The sequence below is a fragment of the Bacillus sp. OTU2372 genome, from assembly GCF_038440275.1.
Taxonomy (GTDB): domain Bacteria; phylum Bacillota; class Bacilli; order Bacillales; family Cytobacillaceae; genus Neobacillus; species Neobacillus bataviensis_B.
On the sequence record NZ_JASATK010000001.1, the window covers coordinates 491,201 to 515,501 of the forward strand.

Below are 24,301 nucleotides of genomic sequence, written 5' to 3' on the forward strand. Positions count from 1 at the left end.
TTTTGGGAGGAAGATTGATGGATATTAAGATACTTAAGGAAGATGAATATATAGAATCATTAAGGCTGTCTGAATATGCTTTCCAATACCGTGTTCCTGAGGAAAAGATTCCTGCTAGACTTGAAATGTTAAAATCTCATAAGCTATTAGGGATAAGAGAAAATAGTGCACTTGCTGCAAAATTACATATCATTCCTTTTGCTGTTTATATGAATGGGGAAGTTTGGGACATGGGAGGGATCGCTGGAGTAGCCACCTACCCTGAATATAGACGGAGTGGTCATGTTAAATCACTAATAATTGAAGCATTAGCGCAAATGAAACATGATGGACAAATCGTTTCTTTATTGGCACCATTTGATTTTGCCTTTTATCGAAAATTTGGCTGGGAGATTTTAAGTGATGTAAAAAAAGTTACGATCGAAAAAGTGAGTCTTAAACTTCTTAGCCCACAGTCGGGCTATATAAAGAGGAATTCTAAGGAAACTCATCATGAGGATATTGAGGAAATCTATAGAAAGTATGGAGAAAAGTTTTCGGGGATGCTCGTTCGTGACACAAAGTGGTGGAAGGAACATGTGCATGATGACCAATCACAAGCCGCGGTCTTTTATAATACATCAAAAGAAGCAAGGGGCTATGTAGTATTTAATGTAAAAGATAGAAAAATGGAAATCAAGGAAATGGCGGCATTAGATCAGGAAGCAAGAGTGGGCCTATGGAATTTTATTTGTCAGCATGACTCAATGGTTGATATTGTTACAGTAAACTTGTCGGTCCATGATTCTTTTCCATATTTCCTAAATCAACCAAAATTAAAAACTGAAGTAATGCCCTATTTCATGTGTAGAATTGTTAATGCGAAAAAGTGTTTAGAAAGGTTTCGGTTTGATAGTACAACAGACCCTATTTTTATTCATCTGGAGGATCCTTTTGCTGCATGGAATAATGGAAGTTACCTAATAGGGAATGGTGAAGTGAAGGAGTATAAGGCGAAAGAGGGAAGTCAGTGCTTAAATCCGCCAAAGAGGGGGATTCGTTTGACCATTAATGAATTATCTGCGATTCTTTTTGGCTATAAAAGGCCAGAAGAACTGTATGATTTGGGTCTAATAAAGGGGGCAAAGCAAGAAGTCGATCAATTCGAGACCATGATTCCAAAGCTAAAATCCGCGTTTTATGACTTTTTTTAATACTAGAATATAAAAAAGGGGCATGAATCTTCATTTCATGCGCCCTTTGCACATTATAGTGCGAACTGACTGATTTCTTCTGCTACATTTTCAAGGATTTTTTTGCACTGAGTTACAAGGGAAGCAGGAAAGTTTTCACCTTCACCATATTCTACTCCATGAGGATAATAATGCTTTCCTAAAAGTGGTGTCAATAATTGAATCGTAGCCTTAAATACGTCAACATCACCCTCCACCGCAAAACCTTGAACACGAAGATAAAATACGCCTTCTTTTAGCTCAAATTTACGGTCATATGTAACCCGGTCATAATCCCATTGTCCGGCCCGTACTAAACCGTATTCATGCATAACGTCATCTAAACGGTTTAGGTCCGCTTTTAATTTCTCAATTCCAGTATTCTCGAATTTCATCTTAAATCCCTCCTAAAAACAGTTGCCAAGCCCTTTGTTCCTAAATTGGTATTGAAGTAAAATAATAATTCATTCTAATAATAGTTGAAATTTTGACAACTTGCAATGAATAGATTTAAGCGAATAAAACCGCTTGCATTGGTAAAGCCTAAAACATTGAATAGAGGTTAAAAATACTTTGGAGGAATTTATGATGGAGAAAATTCGAGACATTATGACAGATGAGGTAGAATGTTGTACTTTATTAGATAATATCTTTGAGGTTGCTGTGAAGATGAAGGACCTAAATGTTGGGGCAATTCCAATTGTTGATAAGGAAAAACTAGTGGGCATGATTACAGACCGTGATATTGTTATTAGAGGGGTAGCGGAAAAACATCCTGGTTCTACAAAAGTAGAAGATATCATGAGTAAAGAAATGGTTACTGTGAGTCCAGAAACCTCCAGCAGGGAAGCGGCAAAATTAATGGCTGATCATCAAATTCGCCGCCTGCCTGTAGTAGAAAACGAGAAATTAGTAGGTATCGTATCCCTTGGAGATTTTGCCATTCGGGAGCTTACAGATGACCAGGCAAAAGAAGCCCTTAGTGAGATTTCAGAACAGAATCTCAATGGTGCTCAGCATTAAAATTATTATACAAATATTAATATTATCATTAAAACAGGTACAAAATGTGCCTGTTTTATTTTTTAAAAGTATTAAGAAAACTGACATTTTTACGTATGACTCTTACTAATCAGGATATAAATGATATAATTATTTTGTTAATACATATAATGTTAATACATATAATGATAGAAATTGTTATAGAGAGGGTGAGTGCGACTGCGTACTCTAAGCAGAATCTTAATACTCTCAGTTGTTTTCCTAACAATTGGTTTTTACGTTAGTATAAATGAAAAAAATGATGATAGTAAGGTACTGATTAAGGAAGATCAAACGTCAGAGATGAAACAATCTACTCCACAGGAGGCTGATCAAACAAACGGGAATCAAACACCATTGGAGAAACCAAAGGAAGGTTTAGCTCTGTTGATTGGACAAGATGTTTCCAATCTCGAGAAAGAGTTTGGAACACCAATAAGAATTGATGAATCGCTGTATGGTTTTCAATGGTATATCTATAATCAGAGTTCTAACCGCTACTTACAAGTAGGGGTTGAAAATAAGCGGGTTGTAACTATTTTTGCGCTTGGGGAAAGTTTAAATGTAGCGCCATTTGAAATTGGTCAGCCTGTCGAAGAGATATTTAATACGCAATTTTTTGATACGAATATAAATCTTGAAGTAAATGGAAGCACTTATCGATTTGAATTGAATGATACGGATTTAAATCTTCGTCCAATGGTTCGAATGGGGAATATTTATGTCCAGTTATATATTGATAAGTTTACTGGTAATCTTTCAAGTGTTCGTTTTCTTGACGCAGAAACGTTAGTAAAACAGCGTCCATATGAATTGGTTTATCGCGGACAGCTCATCAAACCACCTGCTCTAAGTGAAGATATGATGAATTTAGTGGAACAAAGTACAGAGCAACAAATCTTTGACATTACCAATGCTTTAAGAATTAGACACAAAGTAAAACCATTAGTATGGGATGAAAAAACTGCTGAAGTTGCTTTTGAGCATAGCAGGGACATGGCTCAAAACAACGACTTTTCACATATTTCTAAGAAATTTGGTGATTTGGCCAATCGTTTAAAAACTGCTAGAGTTGCCTATCAAACCGCTGGAGAAAATATCGCAGCAAACTATACGGATGGACCTGCAGTGGTGGAGGGCTGGCTTAATAGTAAAGGACATCGTGATTCATTATTAAGTAAAGAATACTCTCATCTTGGTGTGGGTGTTTATGAAAAGTACTATACACAAAACTTTATCCGTAAAACTGATGATAAATAAGAAAAAGGTGACATAGTGTCACCTTTTTCCAATTATCCATGTATTAAATAAAAAACGGTTACCTTCCCAGCTGCCATATAAGCGAACCGTTACACCAACTATAAAAGTGTCTTTTTCTACGTCGGGGATAAGGGGAATCGTTTTTATAGCAGTAATAACCCTGGTGGAGGTCTGAAGCTTAATGCTTTGAACAACAATATAACGGTGGTAATAGAATCGTTGTTTTTCTTCGGTGATCCCTTTTATTTCACCTGTTACGACAGCTTCTTGACGTACCTTACCAGTTTCAAGCCAATTTCTATCGTTTTCTATCCTTTCTTTCCTTGTCAGCCAAAAAAAGTACAGACATATAATCGGGATCAAAATGGCAGTAACCATTTCGGTTAAACGCCTCCCTACACTTTCTTAATCATAAAAAAAGTACCAGTGGCATAGGCTATTTTTTTTCCATCGCTGCGGAAAGCCTCACCTGATATGACCATTGTTTTGGTGCCTTTATGAATAACTTCGGCTTTGCAGCGAAGTGCTTCACCAATCCCCGGAGCAATATAATGAATATTTAATTGATTTGTTACAGCACCATATCCTTCTGGCACCAAGCGATTGGCTAATACACCCATAGTTGTATCAAGGACCGTTGCTGTAATTCCTCCATGAACAATGTTAAGGTTGTTATGAATAACAGGACTAATGGGGATCGTAATCTCACAGGTATCTTCGCTAAAGCTGGTTTCCATATGCAAGATACCATCAATATAAGTTCGTCGATTTCGTTTCACCTTATTTTGGACACCTTCGAGAAGCTGCTTCATTACACTCAGGTCTTCCTCAGACCCATTTTCAAGACAGAATTCTAATAAATGGCGTAATTCTTCCTTCATCCTTTTACCTCTTTCATTTCTTTATCTCTTGCCATCTTACCACTATGAAGGAGATTAATAAATTAATTAACAGTTTTCATTTCACATTTCGTCATCTCATACATAATGTATTATTGGCGATTAATATGGGCAGAGGTGAGAATAAAATGACGCAAAAGAAATTGCATCCTTCCGTGCTCCAATTTAAAGAATTTGTAAAGAACAATCCGAAAATTATTAAGGAAGTTCGGAGTGGAAAAGCGACCTGGCAGGAATTATATGAAGATTGGTATTTGTTAGGAGAAGAGGATAAACGCTGGGAATCGATAGGTGCTGAAAAGGAATCAGAATCTAAAACCGAGCAAGAGTCTAAAAGTGATTGGGTATCCAGTTTCATGGGAATGGTAAAAAAAATGGACCCAAATCAAATGCAAAGCCATATCAATAACTTAAGTCAAGCATTAGGGGCTATCCAAGGCGTTATATCTCAATTCCAAGGTGGAAATGTTAACTCTGTTTCTGGACCATTAAAGCCGCAAGAAGGGCCAAAGCATCCATTTGTTTTTCGAAAAGACTAAAAATGAAAGGGACTAATAAACGATGCGAAGAGATGTACTAGATTATTTAGAACGTCAAAAGGATTTAAAGCAATTTATTCGAGAACAGCCTCAATGGTATCGAAAGCTTACAAGAAACCCCTATGATTTACAAGCACTTGAAATTGCTTCGTTACACCATTATAAGAAGACGATACCTCATCAAGTAGAGAAATTTTCAAATAGCGTTCAAATGGCCTCAATGATGTATCATATGTTTCAGGCTATGAAAACGCAAAATTAAGGAAAAGACCACAGTGTTCATTTGTGGCCTTTTTTCATGCGCTCTCATTTTTTCTTAGGAGTCTTAAACTTGGATGTTGGTTTTCGCTTCAGGCCGTACGAATGATCAAAACAAATGATGGTAAATATCCCTAGGCAGCAGGATTTTTCGCTTTCTTCTAGTATATATGTTAAAATAACCTTGGAGGTGGGCGAAAAGTGCTTGCTACTTTAGAAAGAATTGAGCTATTAGAAAATGCTGAAGACTTAGCTAAAATGGTCTTAAAGTCTGATATTGCAGAACAATATCAAATTTGTTTATATAAAATGCAAACGAATAAAGAAACTCAGCGGAAAATAAATCGATTTGCCAGCCTGAAGGAACTTTATGAGGAAGTTCAGCGGTTCGGCAAGTACCATCCAGATTATAAAAGAGTGATGATGCAAATTCGGGAAGCAAAACGGGAAATGGATATGGACCCGCTTGTTGCAGATTTCAAGCTGGCGGAAAATGATTTGCAAACTCTATTGGATGAGATTAGTAAATTCATTGGTGGAGCAGTATCAGAACATATCAAGGTTCCTTCTGGTAACCCCTTCTTTGAAACAGGTCATAGCTGTGGCACCGGTGGAAGCTGCGGGTGCAGTTAAAATAAAAAATCAGCTTTTAAATAAGCTGATTTTTTATTTTCCCTTAAGTCGCCACAGGAGAACATATTAGAGCTAAAGTTTGAATTGAAATAGAACGTTTTGATGTGCTAGACTTATTTAAAATGATGGTTTTGCTGAAGGGGAATATACAATGTTTGTTCAAAGACAAGGATTAGTTGTTTGGCTGTACTCTTTAAAACAGGCAAAAATGCTAAGGCGTTTTGGAAATGTTCATTATGTGTCGAAAAAATTAAAATATGTTGTGTTGTATTGTAATCAGGATGAAGTAGAAGGGATTATGGAGAAATTAAATTCCTTCTCATTTGTGAAGAAAGTAGAACCTTCGTATAAACCATTCTTGAGAATGGAATACGAGAACTCTGCCCCGGATAAAGCCAAAGAATATGATTATAAAATGGGAATATAAAAGGTGAGGGGAGTTTCCCTCACCTTTTCTTATTGTCTAGCTCCAGCCCATGATCAAGGCGCCTACGGTTTTCTTAAAAGATAAGAAAGTATAAATTTTGACTTCGAGAATTGTCCAGCTTCAGGCGCCATCGGCTCGAGGTCACAAGCATATCCAGTGTTGCGGCTCCTTGGGACTCGAAGCCTAAGCCACCCCCTGAAGAAGGCAAAAAGCGCCTTCTTGCAGGGTGCGTCTTAGTCTAGAGTCCCAGTACAGTCGCCTCCACATTTAGATCAATCCCTCCAAAAGGTTAAAGAACAACCTTTCGGCCGGCTCGTTTTGTGCTTGTCGCCGAAGTCTAAGCGCCTTCCGCTTTTCTTATTGTAATGGCAGGATATAGTGGTTTAATCTTAAGATTCCGATTAGGTGCTGGTAAAATAGTTCTTTCTCATTAAAGCTGATCGATGGTTTTACTGAGAGTTCGATGATTTGTTTTCCAAGTGATTCCGCTGTTTGGGCAAAGAGATCAAACCTTTTATTTGGTAATATGTTTGGATTCGGAATCCCTTCCCGACAAATATATAGCGCTTGGAATTTTCCTGTTTCAGTTGGTTTTAATATGACAACTAAGGAGGTCATTTCCTTCCCGGCAATCTTTGTGTGTAATGCCATCATATGCTGCAGACGGTGTTGATTTGATTTTGCTAGTTCAAGCAGCTCATAAATATCTGAATATCCTTCTCCTAGTTCAATAAAGCGCTGTATCAATTGACATTCTCCTTTAAGCTTCGTTCCTCCCTACTTTATCACTTAATTACGGCTAAATAAATAAAAAAAACCCTGCAGAATAACCCGCAGGGTCCTTCTATATCCTAAAGCTAAGGATAGAAGGCAAAGGGAGAGGAGAAACCGGAGGAAGAACTTATGGGGAAACGTAAGTCTTCTCCGCGGTTGGCAACAACATCCTCGAATTGATGTTGTTAATTACATTATCCCCACAACAGAAAAGCTTATACGTCTTTTTAATAAATTTTCCTATTTGATGAACAAAATAGATGATCAGGTGAAAAGATATTCATAACTGATTGTCTTTTTTACAAATTATGATAGGATGTATAAAGAAAAATGATTTTCAAAAATGTGGTGATATGTCCATGAGAGTGGTTTCAGGTATATGCAAGGGAAGACCGCTTAAAGCTGTCCCCGGAAATACAACACGTCCGACCACTGATAAAGTTAAGGAAGCCTTGTTTAATATGATTGGGCCTTATTTTGATGGCGGGATTGGTCTTGATCTATTTGCAGGCAGTGGCGGATTAGGTATTGAAGGACTTAGCCGAGGTTTAGAAAAGGTTATTTTTATAGACCGAGAGTCAAAGGCTATTCATGTTATCCAAGAAAATATAAAGGCCTGCAAATTTGAAGATAAATCAGAAGTTTATCGTAATGATGCAGATCGAGCGTTAAAGGCCCTTATAAAAAGAGGCATTTCTTTTGATTACATATTTTTAGATCCGCCTTATAAAAAGCAGCAGCTTGTTAGTCTGATGGAAAAAATGGACCATCAGGATTTAGTAAAAACAGAGGGAATCATTGTCTGTGAACATAGCTTTGATGTGGAATTACCTCAAACGGTAGGGCGGTTTAACCAGATTAAACATGAAAAGTATGGGATTATTGCTGTGACGATTTATACAAACGGGCAGTAATGAGTGAGGAGGAGTCGAGTTGGCTAGAATTGCGGTTTGTCCAGGAAGCTTTGACCCGATTACATATGGTCATTTAGATATCATAAAGAGAGGTGCGAAGGTATTTGATGTTGTCTATGTCAGTGTGTTGAATAACTCCGCTAAAAGTCCGTTATTCTCCATTGAAGAGCGGATGAATCTGATTAAAACTGTAACAAAGGACCTTCCAAATGTAAGGGTTGATGTTCATTCAGGCTTGCTAGTTGACTACGCTAAATCCGTTAATGCCAATGCCATTATTAGGGGATTGCGTGCCGTTTCAGACTTTGAGTATGAAATGCAAATTACCTCGATGAACCGAGTATTAAATGAAGATATCGAAACCTTTTTTATTATGACCAACAGCCAATACTCTTTTTTAAGTTCAAGTATTGTAAAAGAAGTAGCAAAGTATAATGGAGATATTTCTTCATTAGTTCCTCCAGTCGTAGAGAGAGAACTAAACAAAAAATTTGGGCGATAAGCTAAAAACTCAAAAATTGCTTTTTGCTAGTGATAGTCTTTATATGCAACTAAAAAGAGCTGGGCTAGCCTAGCTCTTTTTTAACCGTGAAAATAAAATTAGGATATAAACAAAGAGTGAAAGAATCGTAATTAACGGCCCAACCTCGACCATTTTATGATAAAAATGATTTGCCCATGTTCCATCTCCAAAAAAACCAACCGGTAAGGCATTAGAGGGTTGTTCATTACGATTAAAGCGGACATAGAGTGGTTTCCATAATAGTAAGGCAAAAAAGGCTGCGAAAATCCCTTGGAGAATTCTTGCAATAAAAAAGGGCTTGAATCTAATATCTGTTTGGGCAAGAATACTAGCAACTTGTGCTTGTATACTAAAACCACTAAAAGCTAAGATAAAACTAGCAACAATTGCTTTTTGCAAGAGTGTAGCATCTTGTACCTGACTTATTAATTGGCTTCCCATTGTTATTTCAAATAATCCCGAAATAAATGGAATGCTTAATATATCCGGTAAAGACAGGGAGGAAAGCAGCCATTCAATCGTTTTTGCCAGTATGGCTGTAATATGTAGTTGATATAATAATTTGTTAATCACAGAGAACAAAATAATAAAGCCGCCAATCATTAATAAAGTTTGAATCGATGAATTTACAGCATCGCCTAAAAGTTTTCCAATTGGCCGGTTATCTTTTATTCTTGTTTGATGGAGAACAGATAACGCATTTCTAATTTTGAACTTTTTTCGGTCATCGAGAGATTCTTCAGGTGTCTCCTTTCCATAAAAACGCATGATAATGCCTACGCATATATTTCCTAAGTAGTGTGCCGCAGCTAAAAGTAATCCAATCTTAGGGTTATTAAAGAAGCCAACTGCTACAGCACTAAATATAAATAATGGATTTGAAGAATTAGTAAAGGATACAAGCCTTTCCGCCTCTATTTGCGATAAATGTCCTTCTTGACGTAACCGGGAGGAGAATTTTGCCCCAGCTGGCTGCCCTGAAGCCATCCCCATTGCCCACACAAACCCCCCTACTCCAGGAACTTTAAATAGTGGTCTCATGAGGGGTTCTAATAAGACTCCAATAAACTTAACAACTCCAAAACCAATCAGCATTTCAGAAATAATAAAAAATGGCAAAAGGGAAGGAAAGACAATTTCCCACCACATATTAAGTCCTCGAATGGATGCTTCAAATGACTCCCTTGGAAAGGAGATAAGTGATGCAGCTAAAATCGAAACGGAAACGGATAGAAAAACCGTTTTTAATTTTGACAGAACCAATAAAGATACCTCCTTCCAAACGATTACTCTAATCGTGCAAATCAATTATATCAATGCTAAAATATAGATTAATCTTATGAAAATTTGTTGACCCTTGTCCCCATATACATCAAATATACTCATAGAAAAGCAATTTAGACCATAAGATTGAACGAGTTTTGTTTAAGCATTTACACTTGAAAGCATTATTAATGGGAGGTCAATTGTTATGGAGCACCCAAAAATTGGATTGGCACTTGGTTCAGGTGGTGCACGCGGGTTTGCTCATTTAGGTGTAATAATGGCATTGAAAGAAGCCGGAATTCCGATCCATTTAATTGCGGGAAGCAGCATGGGGGCACTTGTGGCGAGTTTTTATGGTGCAGGACTTGATTTAGATCGGTTGTATAAATTGTCGACGGCTTTTAAAAGAAAGTATTTCTTAGACTTTACAGTTCCTAAAATGGGTTTTATCTCTGGTAAAAAAATTAAAGAATTTATTAAGGTTTTTACCCATGGAAAAAACATTGAGGAACTTTCACTCCCAATCGGGATAGTGGCTACTGATTTATTGACAGGCGAAAAAGTTGTCTTTCAAAAAGGGCCTGTTGCAGAGGCAGTTAGGGCTAGCATCTCCATCCCAGGTATTTTTGTTCCGGAGAAATATAATGGGAGAATACTAGTGGATGGCGGTGTGGCCGATCGTGTTCCAATTTCGGTGGCAAAAGACATGGGGGCAGATATTGTTATAGCAGTTGATGTGTCGAGGGTAAAACGAAACGCTGAAATAACGACGATATACGATGTCATTATGCAAAGTATTGACATTATGCAGACAGAAATCATCAACTACAGAGAGACATCTGCAGATATCATGATTCGCCCCCCTGTTGAAATGTATAGCTCACGTGCTTTCACGAATACAGAAGAAATCATTACGATTGGCAAGGAAGAAACAAACAAACATATCAAACAGATAGAAAGCGTCATCGAAAAGTGGAAGGGGTAACACGAGCAATGCGTAGAAAAATATATGTAGGAACATTTTTTTTGTTGGTCTGTATCCTAATTGGCGGGATGTATTATGCGCTTCCATATTATGTTTCAAAACCAGGTATGGCCAAAGAGTTGGAGCCAATCATTACGGTTGATAACGGATATAAAGAAGAAGGAAGCTTTATGCTTACAACGGTTAGAATGGGAAGGGCTAATATTTATTCATACCTTGAAGCAAAAATACGGAAATATGAAGAGATTTATCCATTGGATATGATTTTGTCCGACAAAGAAACAGAAGATGAGTACAATGCTAGGCAGCTTCAGATGATGGCGGGTTCGAAATTAAATGCTATCAATGTTGCCTATCGAAAAGCGGGACTTCCAGTTAACTATAAATATAAAGGAATCTATGTCGTCCAAGTTGTTCCAGGAATGCCTGCTGAAGGAAAACTCCAGGCTGGAGACCGCATCTTTAAAGTGGATGGACACAGCTTCCCATCCTCGGAAAAGTTTATTGAATATGTAAGTAAAAAACAAGCGGGAGATAAGATCTCTCTAACGTATTTAAGAAATAAAAAAAACAACACAGTAACAGTTAGTCTCAAGCGTTTTAAAGAGGACCCGACTAAAATTGGAATCGGGATTTCACTTGTGGATGACAAATTGATTATCGTGAAACCTAAAGTAAAAGTGAAGACAGACGAAATTGGCGGCCCCTCTGCAGGTCTAATGTTTTCTTTAGAAATATATAATCAGTTAACAAGTAAGGATTTAACAAATGGATACCAAATTGCCGGAACAGGGACCATTGATGAAAAAGGATTAGTAGGACCAATTGGTGGAATCGAACAAAAAATCGTGGCTGCTGATAAGGCAGGTGCTGAAATATTTTTAGCTCCTAACGAAAATGGTTCAAAGACTTCCAATTACCGAGATGCTTTAAAAACTGCTCGGGATATAAAAACAAAAATGAAAATTGTACCTGTTGATACATTCGATGAAGCAGTAAAATATCTTGAAAAATTACCGGCTAAAGAAAAAGGATGATGAGACCATCATCCTTTTTCGATCAATATCGGCGGCTGCTTAAATTCTTTATTCATTAATTCTTTTGTTAAATGAGGGGCGACACCTAAGGAATAAATCCGGGCAGCTTTTAAGTCAAGCTGAATCTCTTTCCCCTTATAAGAGGAAAGTTTAGAAACCAGGGGCAAAGAGAAGTCTTTTTTTCGCTTGTTTAAATATTCTTTCCCTTTAGGTGTCATCCCAAGAAGTCTTAAATAAGAGGCTTTATCAGAAGGGCCTGCCATTTGTCCTTTTTTAGTATTGGTTAAGATATGTACACATAATCGTTGAAGTCTCGTCCATGTATACCGTTTGGTTTTGATCTTCTCCATAAAATCATGAAAGCTGCCTGCTATTAGGGCAGCAGCTAATATTCTGTTTTCAAGCCCTTCTTCAACCTCGTAAATCTCCCTTAATTCTTCCGGAGTGGACTGAAGCAAACGGAATTGAAGGTAATTCCAGTAATTTTCCCATTGATGAAAGACCTGGTACTCAATTAGATATTCTGATAACAATTGTTCCGTTGGTGAAGGGACATACTGACCAATAGAATTTTGTCCGCCCTCCTTCGAAAGAATTGCTTTTCGAATGCTTGTTGCACTTGCGATGGTTTCTGAGGCAAAGTGCTCATCGTGATAATCAGCGTTTTTCCGGGCTACTGTCATAGGTTTAAGGGAGCTCTTTTGCTTTTTTATTGCTCTTATGTATTCAATTCCCAAGATATTATTTGGTTTTGCTAAATCTAAATAAGAGTTGAAATCTGACAATTGATGATAGGCCAGCGATACTGCTTTTGGATAACTTATTCCTGTATCAATAAACCGATGGATATTTTCTTCCAATTGCTGTTTTTGTTCATCAATAAAATCAATGGTCTGCAAGAAAGAGGAAAGATCCCCGCTCTCACTCCCAAAACAAACGGCATCACATCCAGCTGCATCTAAAATAGAAACAGCACCATTGGCAAAGATTTCAGCTTTTTGTACGGCAAACATGTAAGGGAGCTCTAAGACAATATCCACTCCGTTAAGTAATGCCATCTTTGTTCGGTACCATTTTGAAACAAGCGCGGGTTCACCTCTTTGCAAAAAATTACCGCTCATAACCGCAATCACAACTTCGGCGTTTGCCGCTTCTTTTGAGGCACTTAAATGGAAGGCATGTCCATTATGAAAAGGATTATACTCCACAATTAAACCAACAGCGTTCATATTATTCTCCTTAAAATAATTCGACTTCTAGTTCAGAGCTTTTATTTTTTTAACATTATAGCAAAATTTTAAGGAAACCAATCAAATATTATGATAAGATGTTGTAGATGTTTGTAAAGGACACATCTGGATACACTAGTAGTGGAAATCTTTTTGCCGTCAATTAATTTTTTAAGTAAAATCACCTTACTAGGTGTAAAGAAAAAACATTGACAAAAATATTATCGAAGGCTATAATTACCTTTGTTGCCTTGGGGTGATTCAATTGAAATGGACATTAAATCAATTACAAAAATATCGAAACAAGGATTTTACCATTGATGAGATGATTCGTGTGGACGAGATCAAACAAACTGATCCTACCATCCGTGAAGTTTCTCCGATGCATATTACAGGTCGGGGAGATATCGATTCAACAAAAGTGACATTTCATATAAAAATTGAAGGTCATTTAATTCTTCCTTGTTCTCGTACTTTAGTGGATGTAAGACTTCCAATTAATGTCGACACAACTGAAACTTTCCTCTTACAAGGATCAGTCTATGAAACTGAAGAGGAGACATATCAAGTAAAAGGTGACGTAATTGACCTTATGCCAGTCATACGGGAAATTCTTTTACTTGAGGTTCCAATGCAAGTGTTTTGTGATGATGTCGAGTCTGATGAAGCAGCTCCGCAATCCGGTAAGGACTGGGAAGTTATTTCTGAAGAAGAACAATCAAAAAAGATTGATCCGCGACTAGCAGGACTTGCAAAGTTTTTTGACGAAAACAAATCTTCTTCCGAATCATAATCGGCAAAATCTAAGAAGCAAAGTGAAGAACCAGCATTCCTGGCCTTCATTACTTTCTTAATACTCTTTAAGGAGGTGGGAAGAATGGCTGTACCTTTTAGAAGAACTTCTAAAACTGCAAAAAGAAAACGTCGTACACATTTTAAATTAAACGTACCTGGTATGGTAAGTTGCCCAAACTGTGGTGAAATGAAACTTGCACACCGCGTATGTAAAGCTTGCGGAACATACAAAGGGAAAGACGTTGTTAACGACTAATTTCCGTTAGGATAAAAAGCACAAGGAGCTATATGCCCTTGTGCTTTTGTCGTTTATCATCATATCTATACATACATCCATTATTTAAAAGCATAAACCAAATGCAAAGGGGGCTGTTGGTTTTGTCATACTCCATTGAAAAATCAAAGAAGGGTTATATGATATTTACGATTACAAGAAGTGAAAAAAGGAATGCAATTAATTACGAAGTGATGGAAGGACTGGCCGAAGCGATAAAAAGAACGGCAGAACCAGATATAAAGGCACTTATGATAACGGGAACGGGGGATCATGCCTTTTGTTCGGGGGGAGATTTATCTGTTTTTCATGCACTCCACACAAAAGAGGAAGCGCATGTTATGCTCTCTAAAATGGCCCATATCCTATATGAGCTTCTCACTTTACCGATACCTACTATAGCTCTTTTAAACGGAATCGCCATTGGCGGTGGTTGCGAAATTGCGGCAGCCTGTGATTTTCGTTTGGCACGGAAAGGGATTAAAGCGGGGTTCGTTCAAGGGAAACAAGCCATCACAACAGGCTGGGGAGGGGGTTCTATCTTAGCGGAAAAAATGTCTGCCCCTAGCGCCATGAAGCTTTTGATGGAAGCAGAGCTGCAAACAGCGGAACAATTGAAAGAAGCTGGATTTATTGACTCCCTTTATGATGGCTCCCCGCTTCAAGCAGGTGAAGGATTTATTGGAAAAATGCTAGGTAATGATTTAAGTGTTTTACAATCCTATAAAAGAGTATGGATTCGTAAATGGGAAGAAGCTAAACTTCGAGAAAGAATAGAGGAAGAAGTAAGACATTGTGCCATACTCTGGGAAAGTGATACCCATATTCAATATGTAAAGAAGTTTATGAGTAAAAAAACAGTGAATAAAGATTAAAAGACAACTTCTGATTAAGTCTATCTTTTCTAGTAGATGCATATGTATTATAAAAACACTAGGAGGGATGAACAAATGTCACCAACTCGACAAGATGCATGGTCCCAAGATGAGGATTTGTTACTTGCTGAAGTGGTTTTAAGGCATATCCGCGAAGGCGGAACACAACTGCAGGCATTTGAGGAAGTTGGCAGACAATTAACACGCACTTCTGCAGCATGTGGGTTCCGTTGGAATTCATATGTAAGAAAGCAATATAAATCAGGTATAGAACTGGCCAAGAAACAACGTAAAGAATTAAAGAAACAAGATGCCTCTATTGAGGAAATCAAACAAAATGAACCGGTTTCTGTAGAAAATATACAGGCGTCTCCTAACCAAGAGCAAGAAACCAAGGTTACTTTTCCGGCGGTCATCCACTTTTTAGAGGGACTTCGAAAGCAGGCAGAAGCCTCTTCTGGTTTTGAAGAGGAGAGGAAAAAATCGACTGAAAAAATTAAAGAGTTAGAAAAAAAGACTTATTATTTAGCTGCCGAAAATGAAAGATTGTCAAAAAATCTCAAAGCCATTGAGGAGGATTACCGTTCTTTAATTGAGATCATGGAAAGAGCGCGGAAAATGGTTGTCCTGCAGGATGAGGATCGCCAGCAAAAAGTAAAGTTCCAGATGGACAAAAACGGCAACCTTGAAAGAGTGGAAAAATAGAAAAAGCGGACTTTACGTCCGCTTTTTAATATTTTATTACGTTATTTATTTTTGATGATTCTGCGCTTCTACGCCTTCTGGATACCAAACAAGAGGATTTTCACCGCGGTCACGTTCCATTTCATACTCTACATTGGCAAACCCTAATTTTTCAAAAAAACCGCTAGATTGTACTCTTGGATTTGTCTTAATAGGCACACCGAAGCTTTTAGCAAAATCAACTAGTGCTTTACCAAATCCTTTTCCTTGATAGTCAGGTAAAACTTCAAGCTTCCACAACTCTAGATAATTTTGTGGTGGAAAGAAATAACGGTCAAATTTAGCATCAATCTGGTATAAGCTCATTCTTGCTACTAATTTGTCCCCGAAATAGACTCCGTAAAAAGGTGATTCACTATTATTATCTATCATATTGGCTTCTAAATCTTCAAGCATTGATAATTCCTGAAGTCCGTATTCTTTAAATTTTTTAAACTCTTCCAGTGTTTTAAAATTTATTTTTAGTTTTTCCACTTTGTACACCATGGTTTGCCTCCTAAATGTAGATTTCTTGTTCTTGTATATATTTATATGCTCTTGAATAACATGAAGAGAAATAATATTTGCATTATTCAAAATCAATTACTATCATTATATAACAAATAGCCAAAAAATTCTTCACATAAGTTTCGAAAGCGGTTACAAAATTTGCAGGAAATTTCTTTAATGATGTAGAAAAACTTAAAGAAGGCTCTAAAAGGGGTATGAAAGGGGAAGAAAAGTGCAAAAAATTTTAATTGCCAATCGAGGAGAAATTGCCCTTAGAATTATTAATACCTGTCAAATGATGGGGATTGAAACCATTGCTATTTATTCCGAGGCCGATAAGGAAATGCCTTTTGTAAAAGCCGCAACTAAGGCCATATGTGTAGGGGAACCGCATGTCAGCAAATCTTATTTGCGAATTGACAAGATCTTGGAGATCGCAAAGAACGAAAAGGTGGATGCGATTCACCCTGGATACGGATTTTTATCGGAAAATGCTGCTTTTGCTGAACAGACCAGAAATGCCGGAATCATTTTTATCGGACCCGAGCCTAAAACAATTGAATTGATGGGGGATAAAATTGCTGCACGCCAAACAATGGAGAAGGCTGGCGTCCCAGTAGTACCGGGAAGCAGCAATGGATTAAAGACGATTGAAGAGGCATGTAAGTTAGCGAAGACCATTGGTTACCCAATTATGTTAAAGGCAAGTGGGGGCGGTGGTGGAATCGGCATGATTCTTTGCGAGAATGAGCAAGCGCTCGTTAAGTCATATGAATCCACAAAGAAGAGGGCGTTGACTTATTTTGGTTCTGATGAAGTATTTATCGAAAAATATATTCCAGATAGCAGACATATTGAAGTTCAAGTTTTTGGAGATCACTTCGGCAATATTGTCCACTTGTTTGAAAGGGATTGTTCCATACAAAGAAGACACCAAAAGGTTGTTGAAGAATCACCATCACCATTTTTATCTGATAACGTACGGCAAAAAATGTTTGAAACAGCGATTAAAGCGGCACATGCTGTCCAGTATACTAACGCGGGAACGATTGAATTTATTGTTGATCGACAAGAGAACTTTTATTTCCTTGAAATGAACACACGTCTGCAGGTAGAGCACCCGGTAACCGAAATGATTACGGGGCTTGATTTGGTGAAGTGGCAAATACTTGTTGCCCGCGGAGAAAAGCTGCCTTTACATCAGTCTGAAATTGGTTCGAAAGGTAATGCTATTGAGTTTCGACTGTATGCAGAAGATCCTGTCCGCTTTTTACCTTCACCAGGAAAAATTACCACTCTTAAATGGAATATAGAAGAAGGGGCCAGGATTGATTACGGCTATGTTGAAGGCGGGACTGTGACTCCTTTTTATGACCCGTTAATTGCCAAATGCATTTTTTACGGTTCATCACGACAAACAGTGATAACATCAGCCAAACGCTTCTTTAAAGATGTAAACATCGAGGGCATAAAAACAAATGTGCCACTATTTTTAAATATTTTAGAAACTGACTCATTCCAAACGGGAGACTATTCTACCAATTTTTTAAATAAAAATGATGTGAAATAAGGGGAGAATTCATATGAAAGAAATTACAGCATCCATGGCAGGTACTATCCTAAATGTTTTTGTTTCAGCTGGGGCCCAAGTAAATCCAGGTCAGGAAGTAGTCATGTTAGAATCAATGAAAATGGAAATCCCTATCGAGAGCGGAACAGAGGGAGTTGTCCGGGAAGTAAAGGTGAGCATTGGGGATTTTGTAAATGAAGGAGATGTATTGCTGGTCCTAGAATAGCATTTTTTAGAAAACGGGGGATTACGATGGCAACCATAAATACGTTAGTTGACCAATTAAACGACAATCGTAGAATAATCGAAGCCGGCGGCCAGCCTAAGTATCATGAAAAGGCTAAGGAGCAAAATAAACTATTTGTGCGTGAACGATTATCGTTATTATTTGATGATGGTAAGTATGAAGAGGACGGAAAATTTGCTAACTTTAAAGCCGTTGACCTTCCTGCTGATGGTGTTGTAACAGCTATTGGTAAAATTAATGGCCAAACAGTGTGTGTGATGGCGAATGACTCAACGATTAAAGCAGGTTCGTGGGGTGCGCGCACGGTTGAGAAAATAATCCGAATTCAAGAAACAGCAGAAAAATTAAAAGTGCCGTTATTTTATTTAGTTGATTCAGCTGGGGCGAGAATTACAGACCAAGTAGAGATGTTTCCAAATCGACGCGGCGCAGGAAAAATCTTTTATAATCAAGTAAAACTATCTGGTATGATTCCACAGGTATGTATTTTATTTGGACCATCTGCCGCTGGAGGGGCTTACATCCCGGCATTTTGTGACATTGTCATTATGGTCGACCAAAATGCATCAATGTATTTAGGCTCTCCAAGGATGGCTGAAAAGGTCATTGGGGAAAAAGTAACGCTGGAGGAAATGGGCGGGGCCCGGATGCATTGTACAATTTCGGGTTGTGGGGATGTGCTCGCTTATAGTGAGGAAGAAGCCATTGAATCAGCCAAAAAATATATCAGCTTTTTTCCTTCAAGCTTCAAAGAAGTGCCTAAACGGACTGCTGGTGTCCGAGCAAAAGAAGGCCGAGAATTAGAAGCGATTATTCCGGAAAACCAAAATGTGCCGTTTGACATGGTGGAATGTATAGAACGATTAGTTGACAATGGGAGTTTTTATGAAATTAAGAAGCTATTCGCACCAGAGATTATCACCGGATTAGCTCGAATCGATGGGAGAGTGGTTGGCATTATCGCTAATCAGCCAAAGGTTAAAGGCGGCGTGTTATTTGTTGATTCAGCAGATAAAGCTGCAAAATTCATTCAGCTTTGCGATGCTTTCCATATTCCCTTATTATTTTTAGCAGATGTCCCGGGATTTATGATTGGCACAAAAGTGGAACGGGCGGGGATTATCCGCCATGGCGCCAAATTAATTGCGGCAATGAGCTCGGCCACTGTACCAAAGATTTCCGTTATTGTTAGAAAGGCTTATGGTGCAGGACTTTATGCAATGGCAGGTCCTGCCTTTGAACCTGACTGCTGTATTGCCCTGCCGACTGCCCAAATCGCGGTTATGGGTCCTGAAGCAGCCGTAAATGCCGTCTACTCTAATAAAATCAATGAAATCGCCGATCCAAAAGAAAAAATTGCTTTTGTACAAGAAAAGCATAAAGAGTATAAAGAGCATATTGACATATATAAGTTAGCTTCAGAGTTAATAGTGGATGAAATCGTTGCTCCTTCCGAACTAAGAGATGTTCTAATTCAACGGTTTGCTTACTATGAAACTAAAGAGGTTACCTTTAGTGTCAGAAAGCATCCTGTCTATCCAGTATAATGATTGAACCTTTTCGACTTATGCTCGAAAAGGTTTTTTTGTATCTACTAACAAATGGCATCATCTGATAGAATATTAGCAAGCATATCAATCACGTTTTTATTTATTAAAAAAAGAGGGGTACACTTCCATGAGGGTTGGTATTATTGGTGCGGGATCGATTGGGTTGTTATTTGCTGCTTACCTTAGCCGTGTTTTTGACGTAACTGTTTATACAAGGTCACAGGAACAATCAGCTGAAATTAATCAACATAATGTCTTATTGCAGAGCGGGACAGAAGAGACTATTGCGAAAGTTAAAGCGTTACCAATAGCGGACTGGCAGGGATCAGAGGCTTTAACTATTATCGCTGTAAAGCAATACCAGCTATTTTCAATTATAGAGAGGTTATCTCAGTTACCATCAATGCCAGAAAACATACTATTTTTACAAAATGGGATGGGACATTTAAAACTGTTAGACGGTATTAATACGAACAATTTGTTTGTCGGTTCTGTAGAGCATGGAGCACTTAAAGAGAATCCATACACGGTGAGGCACAACGGTATAGGGACCACTAACGTTGCTGTCTATAAAGGTGACCCAGGTTTCCTAAAAATGTTTGTCTCATCCGTTTCCAATGTGTTTCCAATCACCTATCAAGAAGAGTATTTTGCCATGATGGAAAAAAAGTTAATTGCAAACGCTATGATCAATCCATTAACAGCGATACTTCAAGTAAATAATGGGGCACTAATTGATAATCCATTTTATTATAAAGTCTTACAAAATCTCTTTAGTGAAATTACTGCCATTTTAAACCTGGAGCACCCTGAAGAATACTGGGAGCATGTGATTAAAATTTGTAAAAAAACACGGGATAATCGTTCTTCCATGTTAAAAGATATTGAGGCTAAACGGCTGACAGAGGTAGATGCCATTTTAGGGTATTTACTAGAAGAAGCCAACAAACAAGGAAAGAAATTTCCGCAACTAGAAACACTTTATTATCTTATTAAAGGAATAGAGAGTCAAGGAGTGGTCATATAATGAGCACAATTTTTTCGTCTGTTCTAACTGTTTTCTTTGCGATCCCGATAATAGGGACAATTCTAGTCTTTACCGTAATAAAGCTAACTTTAAAAACTACAAAAAAAGCGCTCCATATGGCTCTTGATTATACAACTATTTTTTATATTGTTTCTGTTCATTTTTTAATTGTCACCCTTTGGGATAAATCGTTTTTTTGGTTAATAATACTAGTAATGCTTGTGATTGCAATGGTGTTTGTTTTCGTTCACTGGAAGGTTAAGGAGGAAATTATCGTTAAACGAGTATGGAAAGGGTTTTGGCGTTTTAATTTTATATTATTTTTTTTCACCTATTTTGTCCTTACCTTTTATGGTTTAGTGTCTCGAGCCATCACCTTTAGTTTTTCATCCTAATTAGAGCAAAAGTTTTCTTTATATGGGGTGGATAATGGTATACTCTTCTAAGAATGAATCACGGTAACAGAAAGGATGTACACGAATGGAGATTTTAAATCTCTCTTTGCCGGCAACTAATCGGTTTGCGTCGAATTATTTGGAACAATCTGTTGAGGTACAGCCTTTTTTTCATTATCGGTATAATGACTCTCAAGAAGATATGAAAAGAATAGCTGAGTTAAACAATAGACCGTTCCCCCGCATCGAGGTTGCTCGGCATATTGAGAGCTTTATGGAGAGTTTTCCCACTTCAGAAGCTGTAAAGAAATCAATTGATAAACTTAAACTAGCTGATAGTCTTGTCGTAATTGGCGGTCAACAAGCGGGGATCCTTACAGGACCACTTTATTCCATACATAAGGTCATTTCTATTATAAAGCTGGCAGAACAAAAAGAAAGGCAGCTTGGTGTTCCGGTTATCCCTGTTTTTTGGATTGCAGGAGAAGACCATGATTTCCAAGAAGTCAACCATGTTTTTGTCGAGAATAAGCAAAGTGTAGATAAATGGGTATATCCTGAAAAGGTACATCAAAAGAAAATGGTATCTGATATTGTATTGGATAAAGGTATTTGTCACTCTTGGGTTCAGAATTTAATAAAGAATTTTGGTGAAACTGAATATACCAACGGACTGTTAGCGTTAGCTGAAGAGCAAATAGCAAAGTCGACCACCTTTGTTGATTTTTTTGCTAACCTTATTATGGAACTGTTTAAGGATTATGGGCTTCTCATCGTTGACTCTGGAAACAAAGAATTCCGTCAGTTACAAAAGGAATTTTTTAAACTACAGATTGAGCATCACGACAGGATTACCCATTCTTTATTAGAGCAGCAAAAGCAAATAGAAAAGAAGGGTTTTCCAAATGCTATCGATACATCAGAGAATGCAGCCAATCTCTTCTATTATGATCAGCGATTAAATGAGAGACTATTATTGGAGTTTGAACGTGAAAACGATTGCTTTGTGGGTAAAAGTGGAGCGATTTCTTTTTCAAAAGAGGAATTAATTTCAATAGCCAATGAAAATCCGGCTCTTTTAAGCAATAATGTGGTAACACGTCCCTTAATGCAAGAATGGCTTTTCCCAACGTTAGCCTTTATTGCAGGACCGGGGGAAATAGCTTATTGGGCGGAGCTAAAACTTGTCTTTGAGCAGTTTGATATAAAAATGCCGCCAATTGTACCGCGATTAAATATAACCTTCTTAGATCGTTCGGTAGAAACTGATCTTTCTGAATTGAACTTAGATTTAGCCGAAGTGTTAAGTAATGGTACAAAGCAGGATAAAGGAAGATTTTTAGAAGCTATAAAAGACCAGGAACTCGAACAGTTATTTACTAATACCATTAATCTTCTGCTGGAACAGTATCATTTAATTAAAGTAAAAACAGAGCAGCTAGATCGCGGGCTTTTACCAATGCTTAAGAAAAATGAAAATTATTTATTAAAAGAAATTGGTTTTATGAAATCGAAACTTGAAGAAACCGTTAAGTTACAACACGATATCGTTTTAAAAAAATATGTACGTGTTGATCTTGCCTTACGTCCAGATGGTTCCCCGCAAGAGCGGATTTGGAATATCTTTTATTATTTAAACCAATATGGTCAAAACTTTATAAATGATATTATGACTGGCAGCTATGAATTTGATGGCAGGCATAAAGTAATAAAACTATAGATAAAACTCCACCTTTAGCAGTGGAGTTTTTCTTTTTTTTTCTAAAAAATCACTGCTAAAAAAGGATTTTTTTGAAAGTGGGGCGAATAGTTAAAAAATAGGTGGTGGAAAGTGGGGGAATGTGGTACATTTTTTATAGAAAGTGGGGGTATCGGGTATGTTCATGGGTGAGTACCATCACAGCATTGATAGTAAAGGCCGTTTAATTGTGCCCTCCAAATTCCGTGAAGAGCTTGGCGACATGTTTATTATCACGCGAGGATTGGATCAATGTTTGTTTGGTTACCCAGTATCTGAGTGGGGCCTGATAGAAGAAAAATTAAAAGGTCTGCCGCTGACTAAAAAGGATGCCCGTGCTTTTACTAGATTCTTCTTTTCCGGAGCAACAGAAAGCGAACTGGATAAACAAGGAAGAATCAATATCCCAACACCACTATTGCAGTATGCTAAATTAGAGAAAGAATGTGTTATTTTAGGTGTTTCCAATCGAATTGAAATTTGGAGCAAGCAGATTTGGGAGGATTATTTCTCACAATCTGAGGAATCTTTTGCTGAAATAGCAGAAAATATGATTGGCTTTGATATATAATGGGAAAAGTTATATTAATATATTTCTCGTTAATATCGTTCGATTGGAAAAGGAAGGTACGTAAATGTTTGAACATACAACTGTGTTATTAAATGAAGCTGTTGACGGATTGGACATTAAGTCAGATGGCATCTATGTTGATTGTACATTAGGAGGGGCAGGTCATAGCGCTCTTATTCTTTCAAGACTTGGTGCGGGTGGAAAACTCTATGCATTTGACCAGGATGAAACCGCCATTGCTAATGCGAAAGTGAAATTAGCCGAATATGGTGAGCAATTAGTCATCATTAAAAGTAATTTTTTATATTTAAAAGAAGAGCTTGAAAAACTCGGGGTCTATAAGGTAGATGGAATTTTATATGATTTGGGAGTATCATCGCCGCAGCTGGATACACCTGAGCGTGGGTTTAGTTACCATCATGATGCCCCGTTAGACATGAGAATGGATAACGATGCTGATATATCCGCATTCGACGTCATTAATCACTGGGCATATGAAGATCTCGTCCGGATCTTTTTTCGTTATGGTGAGGAGAAATTTTCAAAGCAAATTGCTCGAAAAATTGAGAGCGCGAGAGCGGTTAAGCCGATTGAGACGACCGGGGAACTGGTTGAGTTAATTAAGGAAGCCATCCCAGCACCGGCAAGAAGAAAGGGTGGACACCCTGCCAAGCGAGTCTTTCAAGCAGTCAGAATCGCTGTAAATGATGAACTGGCTGTATTTGAACAGTCTCTAAATCAAGCCATAGACATACTCAATCCTGAGGGCAGAATAAGTGTGATTACCTTCCATTCCCTTGAGGATCGAATTTGTAAGGCAGCCTTTAAAAAGGCAAGTGAGACCCCTTCATTACCGAAGGGTTTACCCATCATTCCAGATGAGTATAAACCAATTTTAAAGCTAGTTTCGCGTAAACCCATTCTTCCATCTGAAGCAGAACTGGAGCAAAACAACCGGGCGCGGTCAGCAAAGCTTCGGATTGCTGAAAAATTATAAAGGCTCTAGAGTGCACGTTTTTGTGTGCTCTTG

General features: G+C 37.8%; 30 protein-coding genes. 23 read left to right on the top strand and 7 right to left on the bottom strand.

Annotated features, from left to right (window positions below; translation table 11 throughout):
- The first annotated feature begins 17 nt into the window (after positions 1 to 17).
- Positions 18 to 1,193: a GNAT family N-acetyltransferase gene (locus AAHB15_RS02385; RefSeq protein ID WP_335571613.1), complete on the top strand. Its 1,176-nt coding sequence runs from the start codon at positions 18 to 20 to the stop codon at positions 1,191 to 1,193.
- A gap of 53 nt (positions 1,194 to 1,246) precedes the next feature.
- Here the strand turns inward: AAHB15_RS02385 and AAHB15_RS02390 are convergent, their stop codons facing one another.
- Positions 1,247 to 1,606, bottom strand: coding sequence for a YugN family protein (locus tag AAHB15_RS02390; RefSeq protein ID WP_098526995.1), 360 nt, complete (start codon positions 1,604 to 1,606; stop codon positions 1,247 to 1,249).
- 193 nt (positions 1,607 to 1,799) lie between these two features.
- On the opposite strand from AAHB15_RS02390, the gene AAHB15_RS02395 reads away from it, so the two are divergent.
- Together AAHB15_RS02395 and AAHB15_RS02400 are read left to right on the top strand one after the other, a co-directional pair.
- Positions 1,800 to 2,234, top strand: coding sequence for a CBS domain-containing protein (locus tag AAHB15_RS02395; protein WP_144562591.1), 435 nt, complete (start codon positions 1,800 to 1,802; stop codon positions 2,232 to 2,234).
- Between the two features lie 192 nt (positions 2,235 to 2,426).
- Entirely contained in the window at positions 2,427 to 3,512 is a 1,086-nt protein-coding gene (locus AAHB15_RS02400) for a CAP domain-containing protein (protein WP_335571615.1), read from the top strand.
- Between the two features lie 18 nt (positions 3,513 to 3,530).
- On the opposite strand, the gene AAHB15_RS02405 is transcribed toward AAHB15_RS02400, so the two are convergent.
- Together AAHB15_RS02405 and AAHB15_RS02410 are read right to left on the bottom strand one after the other, a co-directional pair.
- Positions 3,531 to 3,890, bottom strand: a complete 360-nt coding sequence (locus tag AAHB15_RS02405; protein ID WP_335571616.1) for a hypothetical protein — start codon at positions 3,888 to 3,890, stop codon at positions 3,531 to 3,533.
- A gap of 17 nt (positions 3,891 to 3,907) precedes the next feature.
- On the bottom strand, positions 3,908 to 4,393 hold the full coding sequence (locus AAHB15_RS02410; RefSeq protein ID WP_335571617.1) for a PaaI family thioesterase: 486 nt from the start codon (positions 4,391 to 4,393) through the stop codon (positions 3,908 to 3,910).
- A gap of 146 nt (positions 4,394 to 4,539) precedes the next feature.
- Here AAHB15_RS02410 and AAHB15_RS02415 point away from each other — a divergent pair, with 146 nt between their 5' ends.
- The 4 genes from AAHB15_RS02415 (at position 4,540) to AAHB15_RS02430 (ending at position 6,268) form a co-directional block, all read left to right on the top strand.
- Positions 4,540 to 4,950 (top strand): YlbD family protein, encoded by a 411-nt coding sequence (locus tag AAHB15_RS02415; RefSeq protein WP_335571618.1) that lies wholly within the window; start codon positions 4,540 to 4,542, stop codon positions 4,948 to 4,950.
- Between the two features lie 22 nt (positions 4,951 to 4,972).
- On the top strand, positions 4,973 to 5,212 hold the full coding sequence (locus AAHB15_RS02420) for a YlbE-like family protein (RefSeq protein WP_098527001.1): 240 nt from the start codon (positions 4,973 to 4,975) through the stop codon (positions 5,210 to 5,212).
- Positions 5,213 to 5,409: 197 nt separating this feature from the next.
- Positions 5,410 to 5,841 (top strand): YlbF family regulator, encoded by a 432-nt coding sequence (locus AAHB15_RS02425; RefSeq protein WP_098996594.1) that lies wholly within the window; start codon positions 5,410 to 5,412, stop codon positions 5,839 to 5,841.
- Between the two features lie 151 nt (positions 5,842 to 5,992).
- Entirely contained in the window at positions 5,993 to 6,268 is a 276-nt protein-coding gene (locus AAHB15_RS02430) for a YlbG family protein (protein ID WP_144562585.1), read from the top strand.
- Between the two features lie 357 nt (positions 6,269 to 6,625).
- On the opposite strand, the gene AAHB15_RS02435 is transcribed toward AAHB15_RS02430, so the two are convergent.
- Positions 6,626 to 7,015 carry a DUF7147 family protein gene (locus tag AAHB15_RS02435; protein ID WP_342041690.1) on the bottom strand — a complete coding sequence of 130 codons (390 nt, stop codon included), beginning with the start codon at positions 7,013 to 7,015 and terminating at the stop codon, positions 6,626 to 6,628.
- 386 nt (positions 7,016 to 7,401) lie between these two features.
- Between AAHB15_RS02435 and rsmD the strand changes: the two genes are divergently transcribed.
- Entirely contained in the window at positions 7,402 to 7,956 is a 555-nt protein-coding gene (gene rsmD, locus AAHB15_RS02440; RefSeq protein ID WP_144562583.1) for a 16S rRNA (guanine(966)-N(2))-methyltransferase RsmD, read from the top strand.
- Between the two features lie 19 nt (positions 7,957 to 7,975).
- Positions 7,976 to 8,458, top strand: a complete 483-nt coding sequence (gene coaD, locus AAHB15_RS02445) for a pantetheine-phosphate adenylyltransferase (protein ID WP_335571620.1) — start codon at positions 7,976 to 7,978, stop codon at positions 8,456 to 8,458.
- 69 nt (positions 8,459 to 8,527) lie between these two features.
- Here the strand turns inward: coaD and ylbJ are convergent, their stop codons facing one another.
- Positions 8,528 to 9,742, bottom strand: coding sequence for a sporulation integral membrane protein YlbJ (gene ylbJ / locus AAHB15_RS02450; RefSeq protein WP_342041691.1), 1,215 nt, complete (start codon positions 9,740 to 9,742; stop codon positions 8,528 to 8,530).
- Positions 9,743 to 9,950: 208 nt separating this feature from the next.
- Here ylbJ and AAHB15_RS02455 point away from each other — a divergent pair, with 208 nt between their 5' ends.
- Positions 9,951 to 10,730, top strand: coding sequence for a patatin-like phospholipase family protein (locus AAHB15_RS02455; protein ID WP_098527008.1), 780 nt, complete (start codon positions 9,951 to 9,953; stop codon positions 10,728 to 10,730).
- Positions 10,731 to 10,738: 8 nt separating this feature from the next.
- Positions 10,739 to 11,767, top strand: a complete 1,029-nt coding sequence (locus tag AAHB15_RS02460) for a SepM family pheromone-processing serine protease (protein ID WP_342041692.1) — start codon at positions 10,739 to 10,741, stop codon at positions 11,765 to 11,767.
- 8 nt (positions 11,768 to 11,775) lie between these two features.
- On the opposite strand, the gene AAHB15_RS02465 is transcribed toward AAHB15_RS02460, so the two are convergent.
- A complete protein-coding gene (locus tag AAHB15_RS02465) occupies positions 11,776 to 12,996 on the bottom strand; it encodes a nucleotidyltransferase (RefSeq protein WP_335571622.1) in 1,221 nt (406 codons plus the stop codon).
- 265 nt (positions 12,997 to 13,261) lie between these two features.
- On the opposite strand from AAHB15_RS02465, the gene AAHB15_RS02470 reads away from it, so the two are divergent.
- From AAHB15_RS02470 to AAHB15_RS02485, 4 genes are all read left to right on the top strand, one after another.
- Positions 13,262 to 13,789, top strand: coding sequence for a YceD family protein (locus tag AAHB15_RS02470; protein ID WP_144562578.1), 528 nt, complete (start codon positions 13,262 to 13,264; stop codon positions 13,787 to 13,789).
- A gap of 84 nt (positions 13,790 to 13,873) precedes the next feature.
- A complete protein-coding gene (gene rpmF, locus AAHB15_RS02475; protein ID WP_024029176.1) occupies positions 13,874 to 14,047 on the top strand; it encodes a 50S ribosomal protein L32 in 174 nt (57 codons plus the stop codon).
- A gap of 122 nt (positions 14,048 to 14,169) precedes the next feature.
- A complete protein-coding gene (locus tag AAHB15_RS02480) occupies positions 14,170 to 14,940 on the top strand; it encodes an enoyl-CoA hydratase/isomerase family protein (protein WP_335571623.1) in 771 nt (256 codons plus the stop codon).
- Positions 14,941 to 15,015: 75 nt separating this feature from the next.
- Positions 15,016 to 15,645, top strand: a complete 630-nt coding sequence (locus AAHB15_RS02485) for an RsfA family transcriptional regulator (protein ID WP_335571624.1) — start codon at positions 15,016 to 15,018, stop codon at positions 15,643 to 15,645.
- Positions 15,646 to 15,690: 45 nt separating this feature from the next.
- Here the strand turns inward: AAHB15_RS02485 and AAHB15_RS02490 are convergent, their stop codons facing one another.
- On the bottom strand, positions 15,691 to 16,170 hold the full coding sequence (locus tag AAHB15_RS02490; protein WP_098527013.1) for an N-acetyltransferase: 480 nt from the start codon (positions 16,168 to 16,170) through the stop codon (positions 15,691 to 15,693).
- Between the two features lie 235 nt (positions 16,171 to 16,405).
- On the opposite strand from AAHB15_RS02490, the gene AAHB15_RS02495 reads away from it, so the two are divergent.
- From AAHB15_RS02495 to rsmH, 8 genes are all read left to right on the top strand, one after another.
- On the top strand, positions 16,406 to 17,743 hold the full coding sequence (locus tag AAHB15_RS02495) for an acetyl-CoA carboxylase biotin carboxylase subunit (protein ID WP_335571625.1): 1,338 nt from the start codon (positions 16,406 to 16,408) through the stop codon (positions 17,741 to 17,743).
- Positions 17,744 to 17,756: 13 nt separating this feature from the next.
- Positions 17,757 to 17,969 (top strand): acetyl-CoA carboxylase biotin carboxyl carrier protein subunit, encoded by a 213-nt coding sequence (locus AAHB15_RS02500; protein WP_098527015.1) that lies wholly within the window; start codon positions 17,757 to 17,759, stop codon positions 17,967 to 17,969.
- A gap of 26 nt (positions 17,970 to 17,995) precedes the next feature.
- On the top strand, positions 17,996 to 19,537 hold the full coding sequence (locus tag AAHB15_RS02505) for an acyl-CoA carboxylase subunit beta (RefSeq protein ID WP_342041693.1): 1,542 nt from the start codon (positions 17,996 to 17,998) through the stop codon (positions 19,535 to 19,537).
- 130 nt (positions 19,538 to 19,667) lie between these two features.
- Complete coding sequence (locus tag AAHB15_RS02510) at positions 19,668 to 20,567, top strand: 2-dehydropantoate 2-reductase (RefSeq protein WP_342041694.1); 900 nt, start codon at positions 19,668 to 19,670, stop codon at positions 20,565 to 20,567.
- Entirely contained in the window at positions 20,567 to 20,962 is a 396-nt protein-coding gene (locus AAHB15_RS02515; protein ID WP_098527018.1) for a DUF3397 domain-containing protein, read from the top strand. Before AAHB15_RS02510 ends, AAHB15_RS02515 begins: the two co-directional genes overlap by 1 nt.
- Before the next feature lie 85 nt (positions 20,963 to 21,047).
- Positions 21,048 to 22,682: a bacillithiol biosynthesis cysteine-adding enzyme BshC gene (gene bshC, locus AAHB15_RS02520; protein ID WP_335571629.1), complete on the top strand. Its 1,635-nt coding sequence runs from the start codon at positions 21,048 to 21,050 to the stop codon at positions 22,680 to 22,682.
- Between the two features lie 157 nt (positions 22,683 to 22,839).
- A complete protein-coding gene (gene mraZ / locus AAHB15_RS02525) occupies positions 22,840 to 23,271 on the top strand; it encodes a division/cell wall cluster transcriptional repressor MraZ (RefSeq protein ID WP_144562570.1) in 432 nt (143 codons plus the stop codon).
- 64 nt (positions 23,272 to 23,335) lie between these two features.
- Positions 23,336 to 24,268 (top strand): 16S rRNA (cytosine(1402)-N(4))-methyltransferase RsmH, encoded by a 933-nt coding sequence (rsmH, locus tag AAHB15_RS02530; RefSeq protein ID WP_098996591.1) that lies wholly within the window; start codon positions 23,336 to 23,338, stop codon positions 24,266 to 24,268.
- The last annotated feature ends 33 nt before the right edge of the window (positions 24,269 to 24,301 follow it).

Coding starts and splice junctions, on each gene's coding strand:
- AAHB15_RS02385 (WP_335571613.1), top strand. CDS start 18: ATGGATATTAAGATACTTAAGGAAGATGAATATATAGAATCATTAAGG.
- AAHB15_RS02390 (WP_098526995.1), bottom strand. CDS start 1,606: ATGAAATTCGAGAATACTGGAATTGAGAAATTAAAAGCGGACCTAAAC.
- AAHB15_RS02395 (WP_144562591.1), top strand. CDS start 1,800: ATGGAGAAAATTCGAGACATTATGACAGATGAGGTAGAATGTTGTACT.
- AAHB15_RS02405 (WP_335571616.1), bottom strand. CDS start 3,890: ATGGTTACTGCCATTTTGATCCCGATTATATGTCTGTACTTTTTTTGG.
- AAHB15_RS02410 (WP_335571617.1), bottom strand. CDS start 4,393: ATGAAGGAAGAATTACGCCATTTATTAGAATTCTGTCTTGAAAATGGG.
- AAHB15_RS02415 (WP_335571618.1), top strand. CDS start 4,540: ATGACGCAAAAGAAATTGCATCCTTCCGTGCTCCAATTTAAAGAATTT.
- AAHB15_RS02420 (WP_098527001.1), top strand. CDS start 4,973: ATGCGAAGAGATGTACTAGATTATTTAGAACGTCAAAAGGATTTAAAG.
- AAHB15_RS02430 (WP_144562585.1), top strand. CDS start 5,993: ATGTTTGTTCAAAGACAAGGATTAGTTGTTTGGCTGTACTCTTTAAAA.
- rsmD (WP_144562583.1), top strand. CDS start 7,402: ATGAGAGTGGTTTCAGGTATATGCAAGGGAAGACCGCTTAAAGCTGTC.
- AAHB15_RS02455 (WP_098527008.1), top strand. CDS start 9,951: ATGGAGCACCCAAAAATTGGATTGGCACTTGGTTCAGGTGGTGCACGC.
- AAHB15_RS02460 (WP_342041692.1), top strand. CDS start 10,739: ATGCGTAGAAAAATATATGTAGGAACATTTTTTTTGTTGGTCTGTATC.
- AAHB15_RS02465 (WP_335571622.1), bottom strand. CDS start 12,996: ATGAACGCTGTTGGTTTAATTGTGGAGTATAATCCTTTTCATAATGGA.
- rpmF (WP_024029176.1), top strand. CDS start 13,874: ATGGCTGTACCTTTTAGAAGAACTTCTAAAACTGCAAAAAGAAAACGT.
- AAHB15_RS02485 (WP_335571624.1), top strand. CDS start 15,016: ATGTCACCAACTCGACAAGATGCATGGTCCCAAGATGAGGATTTGTTA.
- AAHB15_RS02490 (WP_098527013.1), bottom strand. CDS start 16,170: ATGGTGTACAAAGTGGAAAAACTAAAAATAAATTTTAAAACACTGGAA.
- AAHB15_RS02500 (WP_098527015.1), top strand. CDS start 17,757: ATGAAAGAAATTACAGCATCCATGGCAGGTACTATCCTAAATGTTTTT.
- AAHB15_RS02505 (WP_342041693.1), top strand. CDS start 17,996: ATGGCAACCATAAATACGTTAGTTGACCAATTAAACGACAATCGTAGA.
- AAHB15_RS02510 (WP_342041694.1), top strand. CDS start 19,668: ATGAGGGTTGGTATTATTGGTGCGGGATCGATTGGGTTGTTATTTGCT.
- AAHB15_RS02515 (WP_098527018.1), top strand. CDS start 20,567: ATGAGCACAATTTTTTCGTCTGTTCTAACTGTTTTCTTTGCGATCCCG.
- bshC (WP_335571629.1), top strand. CDS start 21,048: ATGGAGATTTTAAATCTCTCTTTGCCGGCAACTAATCGGTTTGCGTCG.
- mraZ (WP_144562570.1), top strand. CDS start 22,840: ATGTTCATGGGTGAGTACCATCACAGCATTGATAGTAAAGGCCGTTTA.
- rsmH (WP_098996591.1), top strand. CDS start 23,336: ATGTTTGAACATACAACTGTGTTATTAAATGAAGCTGTTGACGGATTG.